The organism is Halorubrum miltondacostae, assembly GCF_041379815.1.
GTDB lineage: Archaea > Halobacteriota > Halobacteria > Halobacteriales > Haloferacaceae > Halorubrum > Halorubrum miltondacostae.
The window spans coordinates 467,534-484,918 of the sequence record NZ_JBEDNY010000001.1 but is presented as its reverse complement, the minus strand read 5'-3'; the positions used below and the strand labels follow the sequence as shown (position 1 = coordinate 484,918).

The following is a 17,385-nucleotide window of genomic DNA, read 5'->3' as shown; positions in this document are numbered from 1 at the left end:
CGCGGTCGGCCGCGGTTGCCGCGGCGCCCGAACTGGTGCGCTTTTGAACGCGGGGGACCTCGGTCCGGGTATGACCGAAACGCTCAGGCTCGCGACCCGCGGGTCGGACCTGGCCCTCCGGCAGGCCAAGACCGTCCGCGAGGCGCTGTCGAGCCGACGCCGCGACGTCGAACTCCGGCAGGTGGAGACGCGCGGCGACCAGATCCCCGACGAACTGATCCACCGCCTCGGGAAGACGGGGGCGTTCGTGCGCGCCTTGGACGAGGAGGTGCTCGCCGGGGACGCCGACCTCGCCGTCCACTCGCTGAAGGACCTCCCCACCGAGGAGATGGCGGATCTCGTCGTCGCCGGCGTCCCCGAACGCGCGCCCTCCGGCGACGTGGTCGTCCAGCCGGACGGCCTCGGCATCGAGGAGCTCCCGGCCGGTGCCGTCGTCGGAACCGGGTCGCTCCGCCGCGGCGCGCAGATCCGGGCGGCCCGCCCGGACCTCACCGTCGAGCCGATCCGCGGCAACGTCGACACGCGGCTGGAGAAGCTGCTCGCGCCCGGCCTCCAGGCCGAACACGAGCGCCGCCTGATCGCCGCCGGCGAGGGGGATGCGCTCGCCCCGGACGACGCGGAGGGCGACGGCGAGAGCGCCGACGACGCGGCTGACGGCGAGGACGACGGCGATGGCGACGAGGAGGTCGAGGCCGACTTCGAGCGGACCGTCGAGGAGTGGTTCGACTCGCTGTCCGACCTCGAGCGCGACGCGATGGAACGCAAGGTCGAGACGGAGTACGACGCGATCGTGCTCGCGGAGGCGGGGCTCCGCCGCTCGAACCTCTTCTACGAGGTGGAGACGACGCGGCTCCCGCGCGAGGAGTTCGTTCCCGCGGCGGGACAGGGTGCCATCGCGGTCACCGCGAGCGACCCGGACGTGGTCAAGGCGGTCCGCGACGCGGTCGACCACCCGCGGACCCGCGTCGCGGTCACGGTCGAGCGGACGGTCCTCGGCGAGCTCAACGGGGGCTGCGTCGCGCCGATCGGCGTCTCCGCGATGGTTCAGGGGGAGCACGTCCACGTCCGGGCGCGGGTCCTCTCGACCGACGGCACCGAGGAGGTGGCCGACACCCGCGACCTCCCGATCCGGTCGCACGCGACGGCCGCCGCCGAGTTCGCCGCGGACCTTGCCGACCGCGGCGCGGACGACCTGATCGCAGTGGCCCGCGAGGAGGCCGATGAGTGACGACGGCGTCGGGACGGGCCCGGAGACGGGCGGAGACGAGCCGCCGACCCGCCGGCGTGGCGACGGTACCGGGACCGTCTTTCTCGTCGGCTCGGGGCCGGGCGACCCGGATCTCCTCACGGTGAAAGCGAAGCGCCTGATCGAGTCGGCCGACGTGGTCCTCCACGACAAGCTCCCGGGCCCGGAGATCCTCGGCGAGATCCCGCCCGAGAAGCGCGAGGATGTCGGCAAGCGCGCCGGCGGCGAGTGGACGCCGCAGGAGTACACAAACCGGCGCATGGTGGAACTGGCCCGCGAGGGGAACCGCGTCGTCCGGCTGAAGGGCGGCGACCCGTTCGTCTTCGGCCGCGGCGGCGAGGAGGCCGAGCACCTCGCCGAGGCGGGGATCCCGTTCGAGGTCGTTCCGGGCGTCACCTCGGCCATCGCCGGGCCTGCCGTGGCCGGGATCCCGGTCACCCACCGCGACCACACCTCCTCGGTCTCGTTCGTCACGGGCCACGAGGACCCAACGAAAGACGAGTCCGCGGTCGACTGGGAGGCGCTCGCCGACACCGGCGGCACCATCGTCGTGCTGATGGGCGTCGGGAAGCTGCCGGCGTACACCGCCGAGCTCCGCGACGCGGGCCTCGGCGGCGACACGCCGGTCGCGCTCGTCGAGCGCGCCACCTGGCCCGACATGCGTGTCGCGACCGGGACGCTCGACACCATCGTCGACGTCCGCGACGAGGCGGGGATCGAACCGCCTGCGATCACCGTGATCGGCGACGTGGCGGCGACCCGCGACCGCGTCGTGACTCTCCTCGAGAACGCCGGCTCCGCGCCGGTCCGGTCGGCGAGCGAGGGCGACGGGTCCGGGGCGGACGGCGACGCCCCGGACGGGGGTGACGGGACGTGAGCGGCGCGGCGGGCGGGCCGCGCGTGGCCGTCTTCCGGCCAGGCGACGAGCGGATCGAGACGGCCGGCGAACTGCTCCGGTCGCTCGGCGCGGAGCCGGTCGCCGACCCGATGCTCGAGGTCGACCCGACGGGAGCCGTTCCCGCCGCCGCGCCGCTCGTCGTGTTCACGAGCAAGACCGGCGTGGAGCTGGCGGCCGAGGCGGGGTGGGACCCAAGAGACGCCGATCTCGCCGCCATCGGCCCGGCGACCGCGGCGGCCGCCCGCGAGGCGGGGTGGACAGTCGACGTCGTCCCGGAAGAGTACACTTCCGCGGGTCTCGTCGCGGCGCTCCGGTCCCGGGCGGCGAACGAGCGCGTGACGGTCGCCCGCTCCGATCACGGCAGCGACGTGCTGCTCGACGGGCTCCGCGACGCGGGCGCCGAGGTGACCGAGACCGTGCTGTACCGGCTCACGCGGCCGACCGGCGCGGGCGACGCCGCGGAGCTGGCCGCCGCGGGCGACCTCGACGCGGCCGCGTTCACCTCCTCGCTGACCGTCGAGAACTTCCTCGCGGCGGCCGCCGACCGCGGCGTCGAGGAGGCGGCGCGCGCCGGACTCGCGGACGCGGTCGTCGGCGTCATCGGCCCGCCGACCGCGGAGACGGCCGCGGACCACGGCGTCGACGTCGACGTCGTCCCCGACGAGGCGTCGTTCGAGGCGCTGGCGACAGCCGTCGTCGACGCGCTCGACGCGGCCACCGATCGGGAGCACTGAGCGGTCCGGTTCGTCGACGCGCTTCGAAACGGGTCGCCGCGTCCGGTTCGAATCTGTTTCCTGATAACGGATCCTGGCGGGGACGGCGTCGTCACTCCGGACCCACCGGTGCTGACGCGACGGCTCCGAGCGTCGCCATCCGACCGCGGCCGCAAAATATCAGACTGGATATTCGGGTGGGGTGATTTATTACTCGGGACACGAGAGAATGTGTCATGGAACCGAGCGAGCGCTGGCTGCTGCGGGTTGAGGACAACGTCCTCGTCGTCGAGTTCCCACACGGGACTGGACTGAGCCCCGCAGACGGCGAGGCGCTCCTCGATCGCTGGCGGAACGCGACCGACCCCGACGTGATAGACGCCGTCGTGATCGTCGTGCGGACGAGCCGACCGTGCTCCGACGCCGGGCGCCGGGCGCTCCGCGAGTCTGCGCAGATCGCGGTCGCCCGCGGCGTCGACCGGTTCGCCGTCGTCGGGCAGCGGTCGAAGCGCCGGTACCTCCGGCGGACCATCGACGTCGAGGGGGTCGACACCGAGGCGTTCAACGACGACGCCGCCGCGATGGAGTGGGCGAGGAGCCCGTCCGCGACCGCGTCGTCGCTCGGGCCCTCCTCGTAGTTAGCTTCCGGTCTTGGTCCCGTTCTCCGCGTCGTCCGTCTCGTTCCCAGCGGTGCTGTCACCGTCGTCGGAGTCGTCTGTCGTCTCCTCGTCGTCGCTCTCCTCGCCGTCGTCGCCCTCCGCACCGTCTTCATCCGCCTCTTCGGCGTCGTCGTCCCCGTCCTCGTCTTCGTCTTCGTCGATCTCGTTGACCTCGACGTCGCGGCCCGCGACCCCGCTGCCCGAGATCACGGGTTTGAGGATGTAGCCGTTGTTCTTGCCGCGCTTGACTACGTTGATGTCGAAGACGAAGCTGACCGGCTCGTCTGCGGTGACCTCGAACCCGTTCGTGATCTGGAGCTTCTCGCTCGGGAGCTTCACGTCGACCTCGCCGCTGTCGACGATCCCCTCGACGGCGGAGACCTCCAGTTCGATCTTCTCGTAGCTCCCGGCCGGGAGCTCGCCGTCGAAGACGGCGATCGCGTCCTCGTCGATCACCTGCGTGAGGTCGACGGTCGCGCCGTCGAGGTCGATGACCCGGAAGCCGCGGTCCTCCTCGCCGTCCGCGTCGTCTTCCTCTTCAGCGTCTTCTTTCTCGTCTTCCTCTTCAGTATCTTCCTCATCGTCGTCTGCTTCGGTGTCTTCCTCGTCGCCTTCGCTCTCCTCCCCCTCCACGTCGTCCTCGTCGTCCGCCGTGCCGTTGGGAGACCCGTCGTCACCGCCGGTCTCGGTGGCGTTCTCACCGGTGTCGTCGTCCTCTTCCTCGTTTTCTTCCCCGTCTTCGTCGGCTCCGTCCTCGAACACGCGGGCCCGGTCGAGGGTGACGTCCAGCCGGTCGAAGTCGCCGATGTCGGCCGGGGCGTCGCTGATGAGGAGCCGGAAGGCCCCGGTAGTCGTTCCCGAGCCGCCGTCCGAGCCGTCGGAGCCCTCCGAGTCCCCGGACGACGGGAGCGATCCCCCACCGGCGCAGCCGGCGAGCAGCGTCGCGCTCGCGCCGGCGCCGAGGGCCACGAACTTCCGTCGGCCGAGGCCGCCGGTGGCCCCGTCGGCCGACCGGCCCCCGTCTGTCCGCTGCGATCCGTCGTCGTCCGTCATCCGCGATCGGTCCGGCATAGTGAGTCGATCAACGGGCCGCGGACGGGAATAAGCCGCAGATACTCCGCCCGGATTTGCGCCGATAAAGCCGATTTTAGCGGGTATCGACGGGTTTCTCGGCAGGAAAGGCGCTCTCGACGATGGCGGGCTACGGTTCGACCGTATCGATGCCGGCCGCGTCGACCACGCGCTCGGCGTGACGCGTCGCGCGCTCGCGGACCGCGGCCGCGTCGATCCCGACGTGCTCGCCGTCCGCGTAGCGGACCGCTCCGTCGACCATGGTGAAGGTCACGTCGTCGCCGTGGGCCGCGTACACGAGGTGCGAGAGGGGGTCGTGGAGCGGCGTCGCGCGCGTCAGGTCGGTCGTGATCCCGATCACGTCGGCGCGGTGCCCCTCGCGCAGCGCGCCGAGGCGGTCGAAGCCGGCGGCGCGAGCGCCGTGCTCGGTCGCCATCTCCAGCACGGTCGACGCCGGGAGGTGGGTCGGGTCGCGTGCGTCGACCTTCCCGAGAAGGCTCGCCTGCCGCATCTCGGTGAAGGAGTCGAGCGTGTTGTTACACGGCGGGCCGTCATTGCCGAGCGCGACCGCCATCCCGCGGTCGAGGTAGTCCTGGACCGGGGCGATCCCCGAGGCGAGCTTCATGTTCGAGGAGGGGCAGTGGGTGACGACCGTGTCCGTCTCGGCGAGCACCTCGCGCTCGCGTTCGTCGGTGTGGACGCAGTGGGCGAGCGTCACGTCCGGGCCCGTCAGGCCGACCTCGTCGAGCCAGCGGATGTTCCGCTTCCCGGTGTCGGCCTCGACCGTCTCGATCTCGTCCTCGTTCTCGCTGGCGTGCGTGTGGATCGTCACGCCGTCGTACCGATCGGCCAGCTCGCGGCAGCCGCGCAGGCAGGCCTCGGTACAGGTGACGGCGAACCGGGGCGTGACCGCGTACCGGACGCGGCCGCCGGCGGCCCCGTGGTACTTCCGAATAAGCGCCTCGCTCTCCGCGAGCGCGGCGTCGGTCTCCTCTAAGAGCCCCTCCGGTGAGTCGCGGTCCATCAGCACCTTCCCGAGTCGCGCGCGGATCCCCGTCTCGATCGCGGCCTCGAACGCCTCCGCGGCGTGGTTCACCGAGAGGTGGTCGACGACGGTCGTCGTCCCCGATTCGAGGCACTCCAAGTACCCCAACTCGGCCGCGGCCCGGGTCGCCTCGGCGTCCATCGCGGCCTCCATCGGCAGCACGGCGTCGAAGAGCCAGTCGAGGAGCGCGGCGTCGTCCGCGATGCCCCGCCCCAGCGACTGGACGGAGTGGACGTGGCCGCCGACGAGGCCGGGCGCGACGAGGTCGAACTCGCGGCGCTCGTGGTCGGGGTAGCGGTCCCGCAGGGCGCTCTCGTCGCCGACTGCGGCGATCGTGTTCCCCTCGACGACGACGGCGCCGTCGGGGATGACGGTCTCGGAGTCGGCGACGACGGTTCCGGCGATCAGCATGTCCGTCCGTTCCTGACGGTCAGTCGGTAAGAGGCTGTCCGTTCTGTGGTCCCTGTCCTCTCGGCGTTCCGGGCCACTGAACGAACCCATGACCGCGATGGCGCGTGCCGGTGAGCGGCCGCGAGGCCGAGAACCGCACGCGCGAGGGAGTCAGTCGCCGGAGCGAAGCGGAGGCGACTGACGAGGCTGGGGAGGTGTGAGGTGCCGTGCGGTTGCGGGCGGGGTGGGAATCAAAGGAGCAGCCGCGAGGCGGGCGTAGGCGACGCGAGCACCGCAGGGAGTGAGCGAAGCGAACGATCGAGGAGCGCGGCAAGCGTGCGCCCGCCTCGCGGCTGGGGCTTTGGAGGTGTTCGCAGTCGATCCGTGGTCATCTACAGATAGATAACGGCAGTCTGCTCCGACCTATTCCAGTCGGCGGTCGCGGAACGCGCGGATCACGTCCTGCCGGGCGATGATCCCGACGATCCGGCCGTCGTCGTCGACCACGGGCACGCGGTTGATGTCGGGGTCGTCGCCGACGAGGAGGTCCAGCACGTCGTCGACGGGAGCGTCCGGCGTCACCGTCGCCACGTCGGCGCTCATCACGTCGGAGACGGGGCGGTCCGCGTTGCGGATCATGTCGACGCCGAGGTCGAGGTCGGCCCACGGGCGCTTCACCTGATACGAGAGCGTGTCGACGAACGGCGGGAGTCCGATGGGGATCCACAGCGTTTCGTCCTCCGGCTCGAACAGGTCGACGAGGTCGGACTCGGTGATGATCCCCACCACCCGCTCGTCGTCGTCGACGACCGGGAACCCGCTGAAGGCGTAGCGGGCGAAGCGCTTGAACACGGCTGCGACGTCGTCGTCCGGCGAGACCGTCTTCACGTCCGACTCCATCAGGTCGCGGGCGGTCAGTGACATACCGGACGGTCACGGGGGGAGGTCGTAGGCGTTTCGCCCCCGACGGAACGGACTTAGGGGCCCAGGACGCAGTCGATCACGTGTACCGCAACGGCCACGTCGGAGCGTCGCTGGTCGTCTACGCGCCGTTCGGCTTCCTCGTCACCGTCCTCGCCTCGATCGAGGTCGCCGCCGCCGGCGCGTTCGGCGTCGCCTCGCTGGCGATGGTCCCCGACCTCGACACGCGGATCCCGTTCGTCAAGCACCGGGGGATCACGCACACCGTCTGGTTCGCGCTGCTCGTCGGCGTCACCTTCGGAATTGTCGGGGCGGCGGTCGGCTTCCGGAGCGGGGGCGTCGAGGTGCTCCTGTTCGGCGGCACCGGATTCCTGTTCGGGGCGGTGACGATCGGCTCGCACATCCTCGCGGACGCGCTCACGCCGATGGGGATCCGGCCGTACGCGCCCGTGCGAGACGACGAGTACACCCTCGACCTGGTCAGGGCGGCGAACCCGCTCGCGAACTACGTGCTGTTGGGACTCGGCCTCGTGGCGGTCACGGTCGCGCTCGTCGCCGGCGAGGCGCTTCCGGCGTAGGCGAACGGTCGCGTGACGTGAGCGAAGCGATCGCGAGCGCCGACGCTCGGCGGTCGGGGAGTCGAGAAGATGGCCGGGGTGGGCTCCGAACCCACGATCTCCGCATGTCCCAGGTCCGAGGCTCGGCGGAGCCACGGGAAGGACGCGGACGCTTCCAAGGCGTCACCGCACCGAATCTCTGAACCCTATGAGTGCGGCGCTATGTCCAGCTAAGCCACCCGGCCTCACCTCTTCGTACCGCGATGAGACTCTTTAACCTTCCCATCCGTCGGAGGGTTGTGAACCGATCGCAGATCGCCGCGGGCGGCCGCTTCCGGCGGTGAGTCGCCGGCGGACGGAGCGTGGAGCCGCGAATCGAGAGTCGATGGGGACCGCGGCCCGCGAAATCGGGCCGCGCTCGCGGCCGACCCAGCGGATTTATGCCGGGCGCGGCGTATTCCGGGCGTATGAGCCTTCCCGAACTGCTCGCGGGGACCGTCGGCGACGAGGACGTCGTCGCCGAGGTGCCGCTGGGCGGCGACGATCGACTCGCGGTCACGCCCACCCGGACCCTCGTCTACCGCGGCGACGGACTCCTCTCCGACGAGTCCGTCGACGAGTACGGCCACGACGTCGAGCGGATCGACGTCTCCACGGGCCGCCGCAAGGCGAAGATCACCCTCGGTTACGGCCTCGACGGCGACGAGACGCTCTCGGTCCCGAGCAAGCGCGTCGACGATGTCCTCCACCCCGTCCTCGCCGGCGTCCTCTCGGCGAGCGGCGTCACCGGCGCCGGCGAGACGGTCGTCCGCACCTTCCGCTTCTCGGAGCTCACCCTGATCGTCACCAGTGAGCGGTTGGTCAAACACGTCGGCTCGGCCGTCTGGGACCCCGAGTTCGAGGAGTTCCACTACTCGGACCTCACCGGCCTCGACTTCGAGGAGGGGACCGTCGCCACCGCGGTCGTCCTCGTCCACGACGGCCGCTCCGAGCGGTTCAAGGCGCCGAACGAGTCCGCCAGAGCGCTCCGGGAGACGCTCGCCGACGTGGTGTGCTCGTTCCATGATGTCGCCAGCTTGGAGAAGTTCCGCGTCGCGGCCGCCGAGGCCGAGGAGCCGGAACCGGGGGCCGACCGGAGCAGCACGACCGACTTCGGCGAGGGTCCCGACCCGCTCTCGGCGTCGCCGGCCGCCGACGCGGAGGCCGACGCCGACAGACCGGGCGTCGAGTCCGACGGCGCGGCCGATCCGACCACTGGAGCTGGGTCGTCGTCGGAGACCGACCCGACCCCCGAGACCGACGTAGTCGGAAAATCGGCCGCCGAGTCGACGCAGCCGACCGAGACTAACGACGACCCGCTGGGCGGGGACCCGCTCGCGCCAGACCCGACCGTCGACGACGCGACGGCGGATCCCGCGGAGGACGCGACCGCGACGGAGTCCTCGGGGACGGACGCGGCGGCGGATCCGCTCGACGCGGAGACCGCCGGAACCGCACCGGCCGCGGGCGAGGTCGACCGGGAGCCGAGCGACGAGACCCCTGTCGAGGCCGATACGCTCGGGACGGACGCGACGACCGGCGATCCGATCGACGACGCCGTCGCGCCCGAAACCGACGCGGCCGTTCCGGAGGACGACGCGTTCGACGGGTCGCCGTTCGAGAGCGCCGGCGTCGAGGACGCGGACCTCGCGAGCGAGGTCGCCGCGCTGCGGCGGACCGTCGAGACCCAGTCGGAGCGCCTCGACCGGCAGTCGGCACTCATCGAACAGCTGATCGAGGAGCTCCGCCGCGGCCGGTGACCGGGACCGTGGCGACCGCGGCTCGGTCCCCGGCGGCCGGCGGTCCGATTCTCTCGGCTGAGACTCGCGTCGGATCCGTTAACCGACGGGCGGCGAACGTGTGACCGTGATAGGCGGACTGGGAACCCGGGTCGGCGCGGTGTTGAGCGACATCTCGACCACGGAGGGGCGGCTGGCGGTCACCGCCGCCATCGCGCTCGCGACGCTCGGCGTCGGGTGGTTGCTGTTGCCGCGGGCCGTCCGCGCCGGCGAGCAGACCGTCTCGGGCTGGATCGGCCGGCTCCTCGACGAGCGGCTGTCGGAATCGACCGAGGGCGCGGTGGAGACGCTGCGCGAGGGGATCCCCGCGTCGTTCCTCCTGCGGCTCGCGGTCGGCCTCCTCCAGCTCGCGCTGTTCGCGCTGGCGGGCGTCGCCGTCCTGACGCTATGGGGGCGGTTCGAACTCGTGGTCGCGGTGCTGCCGGTCGCGGAGAACGCGGTTCGGGTCGGCGGGCAGCTGGTCGCCTCGGCGGCGCTGCTCGGCGGCGCGTACGTCGTCAGCGACGTGGTGGAGACGTACGTCGGCGAGCTGTCGGCGGACAGCGACCGGATCACCGCCCACCAGGAACAGCTGCTCACGCGGCTCGTACAGGTCGGCCTGCTCGTCCTCGCGGCGATAACCGTCCTCGGGATCTGGGGCGTGAACCTCGGCGGCCTGCTCGTCGGGGCGGGCTTCCTCGGGATCGTCCTCGGCATGGCGGCCCGACAGACGCTGGGGTCGCTCATCGCCGGCTTCGTGCTGATGTTTGCGCGGCCGTTCGAGATCGGCGACTGGGTCGAGATCGGCGACGAGGAGGGGTTCGTCACCGACATCACGATCATGAACACCCACATGCGGAACTTCGACGGGGAGTACGTCGTGGTGCCGAACGACCTCGTCGCCAACCAGGCGATCACGAACCGGAGCCGCGAGGGGCGCCTCCGGATCCACATGGAGGTCGGGATCGGGTACGACGACGACCCAGACGAGGCCAGCGACATCGCCGAGGAGGTCCTCGAGGACGTCGGCGTCATCGCGAACAATCCGCGGCCGTACACGATCCCCTCCGGGTTCGGCGACTCGGCGATTCTGCTCGACTTGCGCTTCTGGATCGACCCGCCGACTCCGCAGGCGCGGTGGCGCTCGAAGGCGCTCGTCGTCGAGCGGATCCAGGACCGCTATGCCGACGCCGGCATCTCAATCCCCTACCCGCAGCGGACCGTCTCGTACCCCCCGGAGAAGGCGGCGGCAGACGAGACGGTCGAGCGCGTCGAACAAGCCGACGGGAACGGCGACGGACGCCGGCGAGACGGGCCCGTCTGAGGTCGCTTCGGTTGAAAATGAGCGTCCGCGAACCGTCCGCGGGGACTACCGGTCCGACGGGCCGGTGTAGCCGCTCGGGAGCTCCGTCCCCCGACCGGTGAACAGTCGCTCGAACCGCTCGATCTTCTCTAACACGTAGCTGAGCGCCGCGGTGAGCGAGTCCGCGCCGATCGACAGCAGGTGGCGCGCCCCCTTCGTGCGGTCGGCGTGGTAGAAGCTGATCTCCCCTTCCGGCTCGGTGTTCCGCTCCGGCATCACCACCAGGTCCTGTCTGGTGGGACCGTGCCGGAAGACGAGCACATCCGTGAGCGAGTCCGAGCCGTAGGTGACCACGTCGTGGAGGACGCTCCACTTCGGCGGCGTCTCCTCGGCGATCGCGTCCGCGTCGACGACGTTTCGCATCGTCGTGGCGGTCGAGACCCGCTCCAGGGCGGACCCGCGTCGGCTCCGGAGCCACGCGAGCAGCCGCTCGACGAGGTCGCGGAAACCGTCCGGTTTCGAGAACCGGCCGGCCGACCGCTCCTGCGGCAGCGACCCCCGCGTCACTTCGGTCCGCTCTCCCATGGGTGTACTCCGGGGCCCATCACGCTAATAGATACCGGTCGGATCCCCCGTCGATCGTCCCCAGTGCCCGGCGGACGGCGGCTCACCGGTCTCGACCGAACCCGGCCGCGAACGTCTCCTCGTCGACGGAGAGGACGGTCGGTCGGCCGTGCGGGCAGACGTACGGACGCTCGCACTCGCCCAAGCGGTCGAGCAGGTCGCGCAGGTCGCCGTCCGCGAGGTCGTCGAACTCGCCGCGCTTCAGCGACGGGTGACAGGCGAGGTCCGCGAGCAGGGCGTCGCGCACGTCTCGCGCCGCGCCGGCGTCGCCCCCAGAGACGGTCGCGAGGGCGTCGCGGAAGGCGTCGGCGTCCGCCGCGCGACCGAACGGCGCGGGGACGGTGCGCAGGCGGCGCGTCCCGCCGCCGAACGCCTCGGTCTCGAAGCCGAGCGCGGCGAGGTCGTCCGCGTGCGCCCTCGCGGCCGCCGCCTCGTCGGTCGACAGCGAGACGGCCACGGGCGGGTCGAGCGCCGCGGTCGGCACCGGCTCGCCGTCGAACGTGCGGGCCAGCCGCTCGTAGTTGACCCGCTCGTGGGCCGCGTGACCGTCGATCACGAGCAACTCGTCACCGGCCTCGACGAGGACGTACAGGTCGCGGAACACCCCGATCGGCTCGGCGTCCGCGAACGCGCCGGCCCGCGAGCCGTCGTCCGCGCCGACCGGACCGAGCGCGGCGTCGAGGTCGGTGGCGACGTCCGCGGACCGCCGGAGGTCCGCGCCCGTGAGCGCGTCCGCGACGACCGACGCCACCGCGTCGGCGACCGCGTCGGCGTCGCGGAGGCCAACCTCCCGCTTCGCCGGGTGAACGTTCGGGTCGACCCGGCCCGGGGGCAGCGACACGTCGACCGCGGCCACCGGTTCGCGGCCGTCGGGGAGCAGGCGTCCGTAACCGTCGCGGACCGCCGCGGCGAGCCGGTCGCTCCGGACCGGGCGGCCGTTCACCGAGACGCGGACGTGGTCGCGGGTCGATCGGGTGACCGAGGGGTACGCCAGCGTGCCGGCGACATCGACGTCGACGGCGTTCGCGCCGGAAGCGGCCTCGGCCGACAGGTCGACGCTCGCGGCGACCGTCGTCGAGCGGCTCGCGGTGTCCCGGTCGTACACGCCGAGGAGCGCGTCCGTGCGGTCGGTCCCGGGCGTCGACAGGGTCGTCGAGCCGTCGTGGTCGAGGGTGAACGCCACCGAGGGGTTCGCCAGCGCGTAGTCGGCGACGAGCGAGGAGATCCGCGCGAACTCGGCGTGCGCGCCCGCGAGCGACTCCCGGCGCGCCGGCCGGTTCGCGAACAGGTCCTCGACGACCACCGTCGTCCCGCGGGCCCGCCCCGCGGGCTCGGCGTCGACGCTCGGGTCCGAGGTCGGCGTTCCGCCGGCGCCCGCGCTCTCGCCGTCGACGACGACGCGGGTGCCGACGCCGTCGCCCGGGCTCGTCACGAGTTCGAGCCGGGCGGCCTCGGCGATCGCCGCGAGCGCCTCGCCGCGGAACCCCAGCGACTTGACCCCGACCGGATCGCCGTCGGGCGCGAGCTTGCTCGTCGCGTGGCGCTCGACGGCCCGGGTCGCGTCCGCGCGCCCCATCCCGCGGCCGTCGTCGGCGACGCGGATCCGGTCGGTGCCGTCCCCGTCGACGGCGACCTCGACGCGCGAAGCGCTGGCGTCGAGGGCGTTGTCAACGAGTTCGCCGACGACGCGGGCGGGACGGGTCACCACCTCGCCGGCCGCGACCCGGTCGATCGTCGCCCGGTCGAGCCGCCGCACGCGCTCCGCGTCGTCGGTCGGACCGTCGACTTCGGACGCGCCGCGACCGCGGTCTCGCTCACCCGTCATCGTCGAGCCGGGACTGGAGGTCGTGGAGCGCGTTCAGCGCCTCTATCGGTGTCATCCGTGCGAGATCGAGGTCTCGGAGCGCGGCGGCGAGGTCGGGAGACGCGCCGCCCGGTGCCCCCGGGTCCGCGTCAGTCGCCGGAGTCGAGCGGTTGCGCTCGGGCGACTGCTCGGCCGTGGGAGAGTCGGAATCGGGTTCGAACTCCGCGCCGTCCGCCGACGCCTCCTCGGCGAGGAACTCGCGCAGCGACGCGTCGCCGTCGCGGGCGTCTGGGTCGCCTTCGCGGTCGCCGGAGTCGCCGTCGCGGTCGTCGGCATCCGCGGCCGGTCCGCTCTCGCCGGATGGCTCCGCGGCGTCGGCCGCGTCCCCGCGTCCGTCTCCGCTCGCCCCGCGCGCCCGGTCCGCCTCCTCCGCGGCGACGAGGTCGCGGGCGCGGTCGACGACCGGCCCGGGGACGCCGGCGAGCTCCGCGACCTCGACGCCATACGACGACGAGGAGGCGCCGGGGACGACCCGGTGGAGGAAGGTCACGTCGCCGTCCTCGCGGGTGGCGGTGAAGTGGAGGTTGAAGACGCGTTCGCGCTCCTCGGCGAGGGCCGTGAGCCCGTGGTAGTGCGTCGCGAAGAGGGCGGTCGCGCCGAGCTCGTCGTGGAGGAACTCGGCCGCGGCGCGGGCGATTGCGCGGCCGTCCGTGGTGGCCGTCCCGCGGCCCACCTCGTCGAGGAGGACGAGGGAGTCGGCGTCGGCGTCGTGGAGGATCTCGGTCAGCTCGCTCATCTCCCGCATGAACGTCGACTGCCCGCCCGCGATGTCGTCGGAGGCCCCGACGCGGGTGAACACCCGGTCGAAGACGGGGAGCGCGGCGGCCTGCGCGGGGACGAACGAACCCGTCTGCGCGAGCACGGCGGCGAGCGCGACCGACCGCATGTACGTCGACTTCCCGCTCATGTTCGGGCCGGTGATCACGGCGACGGAGCCGCGCGGGAGGTCCGCGTCGTTCGGGACGAACGCGTCCTCGGTCCGCTCGACGACCGGGTGTCTGCCGCCCTCGATCTCGACGCCAGCGTCCGAGTCGTCGCGCAGGTCGGGGCGGACGTAATCGCGCTCGACCGCGACCGCGGCGAGCGACGCCAGCGCGTCGAGCTCGGCGAGCGCGTCGGCGAGCGCCTGGATCCGCTCGGTCTCGGCCGCGACGCGCTCACGGACGTCGACGAACAGCTCGTACTCCAGCGCGTCCGCCCGCTCGGCCGCCCCGACGATCTCCTCCTCGCGCTCCTTCAGCTCCGGCGTGACGTAGCGCTCGCTGTTCTTCAGGGTCTGCCGACGCCGGTAGTCGTCCGGGACGCGGTCGAGGTTCGCGTCCGTCACCTCGATGTAGTAGCCGTGGACCTGGTTGTGGCCGACGGACAGCGAGTCGATCCCGGTGCGCTCGCGCTCGCTCGCCTCGAGGTCGGCGACCCACTCGCGGCCCTCGCGCTCGGTGGCGCGCAGGGCGTCGAGGTCGCCGTCGAACCCCCCGCGGATCACCCCGCCCTCGGTGATCTCCTGTGGCGGATCGGTCGCGAGCGCGTCGTCGATCAGCTCGCGGACTTCGGTCAGCTCGTCGAGCCGGTCGCGGAGGTCGCGGAGGTGGTCGGTGCGGGGGAGGTCGTCGCCGTCCTCCCCGCCAGCCCGTTCGCCCTCGGCGCCCGCGAGCGTCGCTTTCAGGTCGGGAACGACCGCGAGCGTCCGGTGGAGCGACCGCAGGTCGCGGGCGTCGGCCCGCCCCCGCGAGACGCGACTCACCAGCCGTTCGAGGTCGTAGGCGGTCGCGAGCGCGTCGGCGATCCCCTCGCGGGCGAGACTCCGGTCCGCGAGCTCCCCGACCGCGTCGTGGCGGCTCCGGATCGCGTCGGCGTCGACGAGCGGGCGGCGGAGCCAGCGCTCCAGGCACCGTCGCCCGAGCGCGCAGCTCGTCTCGTCGAGGACGTCGAACAGAGTGTCGCTCGCGCCCAGCCCGCGGTTCTCGAACAGCTCCAAGCTCCGCTGGGCCGCCGCGTCGAGCCGGAGCCGGTCGCGGGGGTCGTACCGCCGGACCCGGGTCACGTACGAGAGCGGGCCGTCGTCGCCCTGCGTGTACTCGGCGTACGCGAGCACCGCGCCGGCCGCCCGCAGCTCCGCGTCGGCGTCGAAGCGCCGCTCGGGCGCGGGGAGGTACGGCTCCAGCCGCTCGGTCGCGGTCCGCCGGTCGAAGACGCCCGCGTCGTAGTCGTGGGTAGTCCACCCGCGCTCCGCGTCGCTCGGCTCGAACGCGGGAGCGTCCGGGCCGGCGATGAGCTCCGCCGGGGCGATCCGGTCGAGTTCGCCCGCGACCGCGTCCGCGTCGCCCGCCGTGACGAGGCACTCGCCGGTGGAGACGTCCACCGCGGCGAGCCCGACGGTCGTCCCGGCGGAGTCGTCGTTCCCGTCCGCCGCCACGGCCGCCACGTAGTTCGTCGTCCCCGACTCGAGGAGGTCGTCCTCGACGACGGTGCCGGGCGTGATCACCTCGGTGACCGCGCGGTCGACGAGCCCCGACGCCTGCTCGGCGTCCTCGACCTGGTCGCCGAGCGCGACGCGGTACCCCGCGTCGAGCAGCGACTCGAGGTAGGGGGCCGCGTTGTCGATGGGGATCCCCGCCATCGGGTAGTCGCCGGTCGAGTCGGACCGCTCCGTCAGCGTCACCTCGCAGACGCGCGCCACGGTCTCGGCCGCCTCGCAGAACGCCTCGTAGAAGTCGCCGACCTGAAACAGCACTAGGGCGTCTTCGTGGGCGGCACAGAGGTCGGCGTACTGCGAGAGCATCGGCGTGAGCTCCTCGCGGGCGGCGGCGATCCCGGGCGGGAGCCCCGTCACCGTCTCCCTGTCCGCCGGTTCCATACGCCGTACCCGGGCGGCCGCGGTGATAAACGGTGCGGAGGCGAGGGCGGCGATCCCACGAGGCCGGCGGCGCTCTCGGACGCGACCTCCGCTGCTCGCCGGGCGGCTCGCCAGCGGGACGCTTACGGTCCTCCGTCCCCGAGTAGGGCCGTGACGAACCGAACGGTCGTCGTGGTGCTCGCCGGGGCGTTCGTCGGCATGACGGCGCTGCTCGTGATCGCGGGGGTCGTCCTCCACCCGATCGCGCTGGCGCTCGCGCTGCCGTTCGCCGCCGTCTCGTACTTCCTCTGGTACCACGCCAGCGGACGCCTCGACGAACAGGCCCGGCGGTCCGCGGAGCGGGCGGGGCCGACGGAACGCGAGCGCGCCAGACAGCGCGCCCGCGCCGAGGCCAACCGCGAGCGGGCGTACCGCGCCGCCGGGACCGACGGCGGTCGGGGCGCGGGCGGCCGGCGGGCCGGCGCTCGCGGGGCGGCGGGAGGCGCGGGCCGCGACCCCCGCGACCGCGCGCCGCCGACCGACCGGATGAGCGAGCGCGAGGCGTACGAGACGCTCGGGCTCGACCGCACGGCGGACAGCGAGACGGTCCGGAGCCGCTACCGCGAGCGCGCGAAGCGGCTCCACCCGGACGGCGAGGACGGCGACGAGGAGCAGTTCAAGCGGCTCAACGAGGCGTACGAGGTCCTGAAGAACTGACCGACGACGTCGCGGGCGACTCCCTCCGAGTCAGTTCCCGCCGAGCGCCGCGGCGACCGCCCGCTCCGCGTCGGCGAGGTCGGACGCCGTGTCGACGTCCGCGAAGGTGTCCGCGGTCGTTATCGACCGGATCGTCTCGTCGTCGACGACGACTTCGTCCAGTCGCTCCAGCATCGCGAGTATCTTCCCGTCGCCGCGGTCGAGCGCGCGGGCGCAGGCGGCCGCGGCCGGGCCGGTCGCGTACACCGCCTGCGTGGTCTGATACCAGCGGTCGTCGAGCCGCGGGACCGCGGCCTCGGCGTCGGCCGTCGCGGCCGTCTCGCGCAGCGCCGCAAGGAATCCGGGGTCGACGAACGGCATGTCGCAGGCGACGACGGCGGCGTAGCGGTCGGACGCGACCCGGCAGGCGTTCCGGATCCCCGCGAGCGGCCCCCGGTCCGGCTCCTCGTCGAGCGCCCAGCGGACGGGCAGCGGAACTCCCCCCAGCGCCTCGGCGATCGCCTCGCGCTGGTCGGGGCGGCAGTTGACAACGAGTTCGTCGACGACCGGGTCGCCGCCGACGCGGTCGGCCCCGGGCGGGACCGGGTCGTCGGTCCCTGCGAGCCGGTCCGCGACCCGGCGGATCATCGGCACGCCGGCGAGCGGCGCGACAGCCTTGTCCGCGCCGCCGAAGCGCGTCGAGCGCCCGCCGGCGAGGATGGCTCCGGTGGTCACGCGCGGCGGT

At 72.8% G+C, this 17,385-nt stretch carries 15 protein-coding genes and 1 tRNA gene; 8 read left to right on the top strand and 8 right to left on the bottom strand.

Annotation, left to right across the window (positions count from 1 at the left end):
- Positions 1-70 precede the first annotated feature (70 nt).
- From hemC to ABNG04_RS02570, 4 genes are all read left to right on the top strand, one after another.
- Entirely contained in the window at positions 71-1,228 is a 1,158-nt protein-coding gene (gene hemC, locus ABNG04_RS02585) for a hydroxymethylbilane synthase (RefSeq protein WP_371159787.1), read from the top strand.
- Positions 1,221-2,123, top strand: coding sequence for a uroporphyrinogen-III C-methyltransferase (cobA, locus tag ABNG04_RS02580; RefSeq protein ID WP_371159785.1), 903 nt, complete (start codon positions 1,221-1,223; stop codon positions 2,121-2,123). Before hemC ends, cobA begins: the two co-directional genes overlap by 8 nt.
- Positions 2,120-2,878: a uroporphyrinogen-III synthase gene (locus ABNG04_RS02575; RefSeq protein ID WP_371159784.1), complete on the top strand. Its 759-nt coding sequence runs from the start codon at positions 2,120-2,122 to the stop codon at positions 2,876-2,878. Before cobA ends, ABNG04_RS02575 begins: the two co-directional genes overlap by 4 nt.
- Before the next feature lie 215 nt (positions 2,879-3,093).
- Positions 3,094-3,495 (top strand): hypothetical protein, encoded by a 402-nt coding sequence (locus ABNG04_RS02570; RefSeq protein ID WP_371159783.1) that lies wholly within the window; start codon positions 3,094-3,096, stop codon positions 3,493-3,495.
- Here ABNG04_RS02570 and ABNG04_RS02565 read toward each other — a convergent pair whose 3' ends face one another.
- The 3 genes from ABNG04_RS02565 to ABNG04_RS02555 form a co-directional block, all read right to left on the bottom strand.
- Positions 3,496-4,587 carry a DUF4382 domain-containing protein gene (locus ABNG04_RS02565; RefSeq protein WP_371159781.1) on the bottom strand — a complete coding sequence of 364 codons (1,092 nt, stop codon included), beginning with the start codon at positions 4,585-4,587 and terminating at the stop codon, positions 3,496-3,498.
- A 130-nt stretch (positions 4,588-4,717) separates the two neighbouring features.
- The gene (locus tag ABNG04_RS02560) at positions 4,718-6,043 is read right to left on the bottom strand and encodes a 5'-deoxyadenosine deaminase (RefSeq protein ID WP_371159779.1); all 1,326 of its coding nucleotides are present in this window, start codon (positions 6,041-6,043) and stop codon (positions 4,718-4,720) included.
- 402 nt (positions 6,044-6,445) lie between these two features.
- Positions 6,446-6,946, bottom strand: a complete 501-nt coding sequence (locus tag ABNG04_RS02555; protein ID WP_371159777.1) for a CBS domain-containing protein — start codon at positions 6,944-6,946, stop codon at positions 6,446-6,448.
- Positions 6,947-7,026: 80 nt separating this feature from the next.
- On the opposite strand from ABNG04_RS02555, the gene ABNG04_RS02550 reads away from it, so the two are divergent.
- Complete coding sequence (locus ABNG04_RS02550; protein ID WP_371159775.1) at positions 7,027-7,521, top strand: metal-dependent hydrolase; 495 nt, start codon at positions 7,027-7,029, stop codon at positions 7,519-7,521.
- A gap of 70 nt (positions 7,522-7,591) precedes the next feature.
- Here ABNG04_RS02550 and ABNG04_RS02545 read toward each other — a convergent pair.
- Positions 7,592-7,745, bottom strand: a tRNA-Met gene (locus ABNG04_RS02545).
- 222 nt (positions 7,746-7,967) lie between these two features.
- Here ABNG04_RS02545 and ABNG04_RS02540 point away from each other — a divergent pair.
- A complete protein-coding gene (locus ABNG04_RS02540; RefSeq protein WP_371159773.1) occupies positions 7,968-9,299 on the top strand; it encodes a DUF7115 domain-containing protein in 1,332 nt (443 codons plus the stop codon).
- Between the two features lie 106 nt (positions 9,300-9,405).
- Positions 9,406-10,641 (top strand): mechanosensitive ion channel family protein, encoded by a 1,236-nt coding sequence (locus ABNG04_RS02535; RefSeq protein ID WP_371159771.1) that lies wholly within the window; start codon positions 9,406-9,408, stop codon positions 10,639-10,641.
- Between the two features lie 45 nt (positions 10,642-10,686).
- Here ABNG04_RS02535 and ABNG04_RS02530 read toward each other — a convergent pair whose 3' ends face one another.
- From ABNG04_RS02530 to mutS, 3 genes are all read right to left on the bottom strand, one after another.
- Positions 10,687-11,205 carry a hypothetical protein gene (locus tag ABNG04_RS02530; protein WP_371159769.1) on the bottom strand — a complete coding sequence of 173 codons (519 nt, stop codon included), beginning with the start codon at positions 11,203-11,205 and terminating at the stop codon, positions 10,687-10,689.
- A gap of 82 nt (positions 11,206-11,287) precedes the next feature.
- Positions 11,288-13,069 (bottom strand): DNA mismatch repair endonuclease MutL, encoded by a 1,782-nt coding sequence (mutL, locus tag ABNG04_RS02525; RefSeq protein ID WP_371159767.1) that lies wholly within the window; start codon positions 13,067-13,069, stop codon positions 11,288-11,290.
- Positions 13,059-15,965, bottom strand: coding sequence for a DNA mismatch repair protein MutS (gene mutS, locus ABNG04_RS02520; protein ID WP_371159765.1), 2,907 nt, complete (start codon positions 15,963-15,965; stop codon positions 13,059-13,061). The genes mutL and mutS overlap by 11 nt, the downstream gene beginning before the upstream one ends.
- Before the next feature lie 150 nt (positions 15,966-16,115).
- Here mutS and ABNG04_RS02515 point away from each other — a divergent pair, with 150 nt between their 5' ends.
- Positions 16,116-16,661, top strand: a complete 546-nt coding sequence (locus ABNG04_RS02515; protein ID WP_371159763.1) for a J domain-containing protein — start codon at positions 16,116-16,118, stop codon at positions 16,659-16,661.
- 30 nt (positions 16,662-16,691) lie between these two features.
- On the opposite strand, the gene mobA is transcribed toward ABNG04_RS02515, so the two are convergent.
- Positions 16,692-17,375 (bottom strand): molybdenum cofactor guanylyltransferase, encoded by a 684-nt coding sequence (mobA, locus tag ABNG04_RS02510; RefSeq protein WP_371159762.1) that lies wholly within the window; start codon positions 17,373-17,375, stop codon positions 16,692-16,694.
- Between the last annotated feature and the right edge of the window lie 10 nt (positions 17,376-17,385).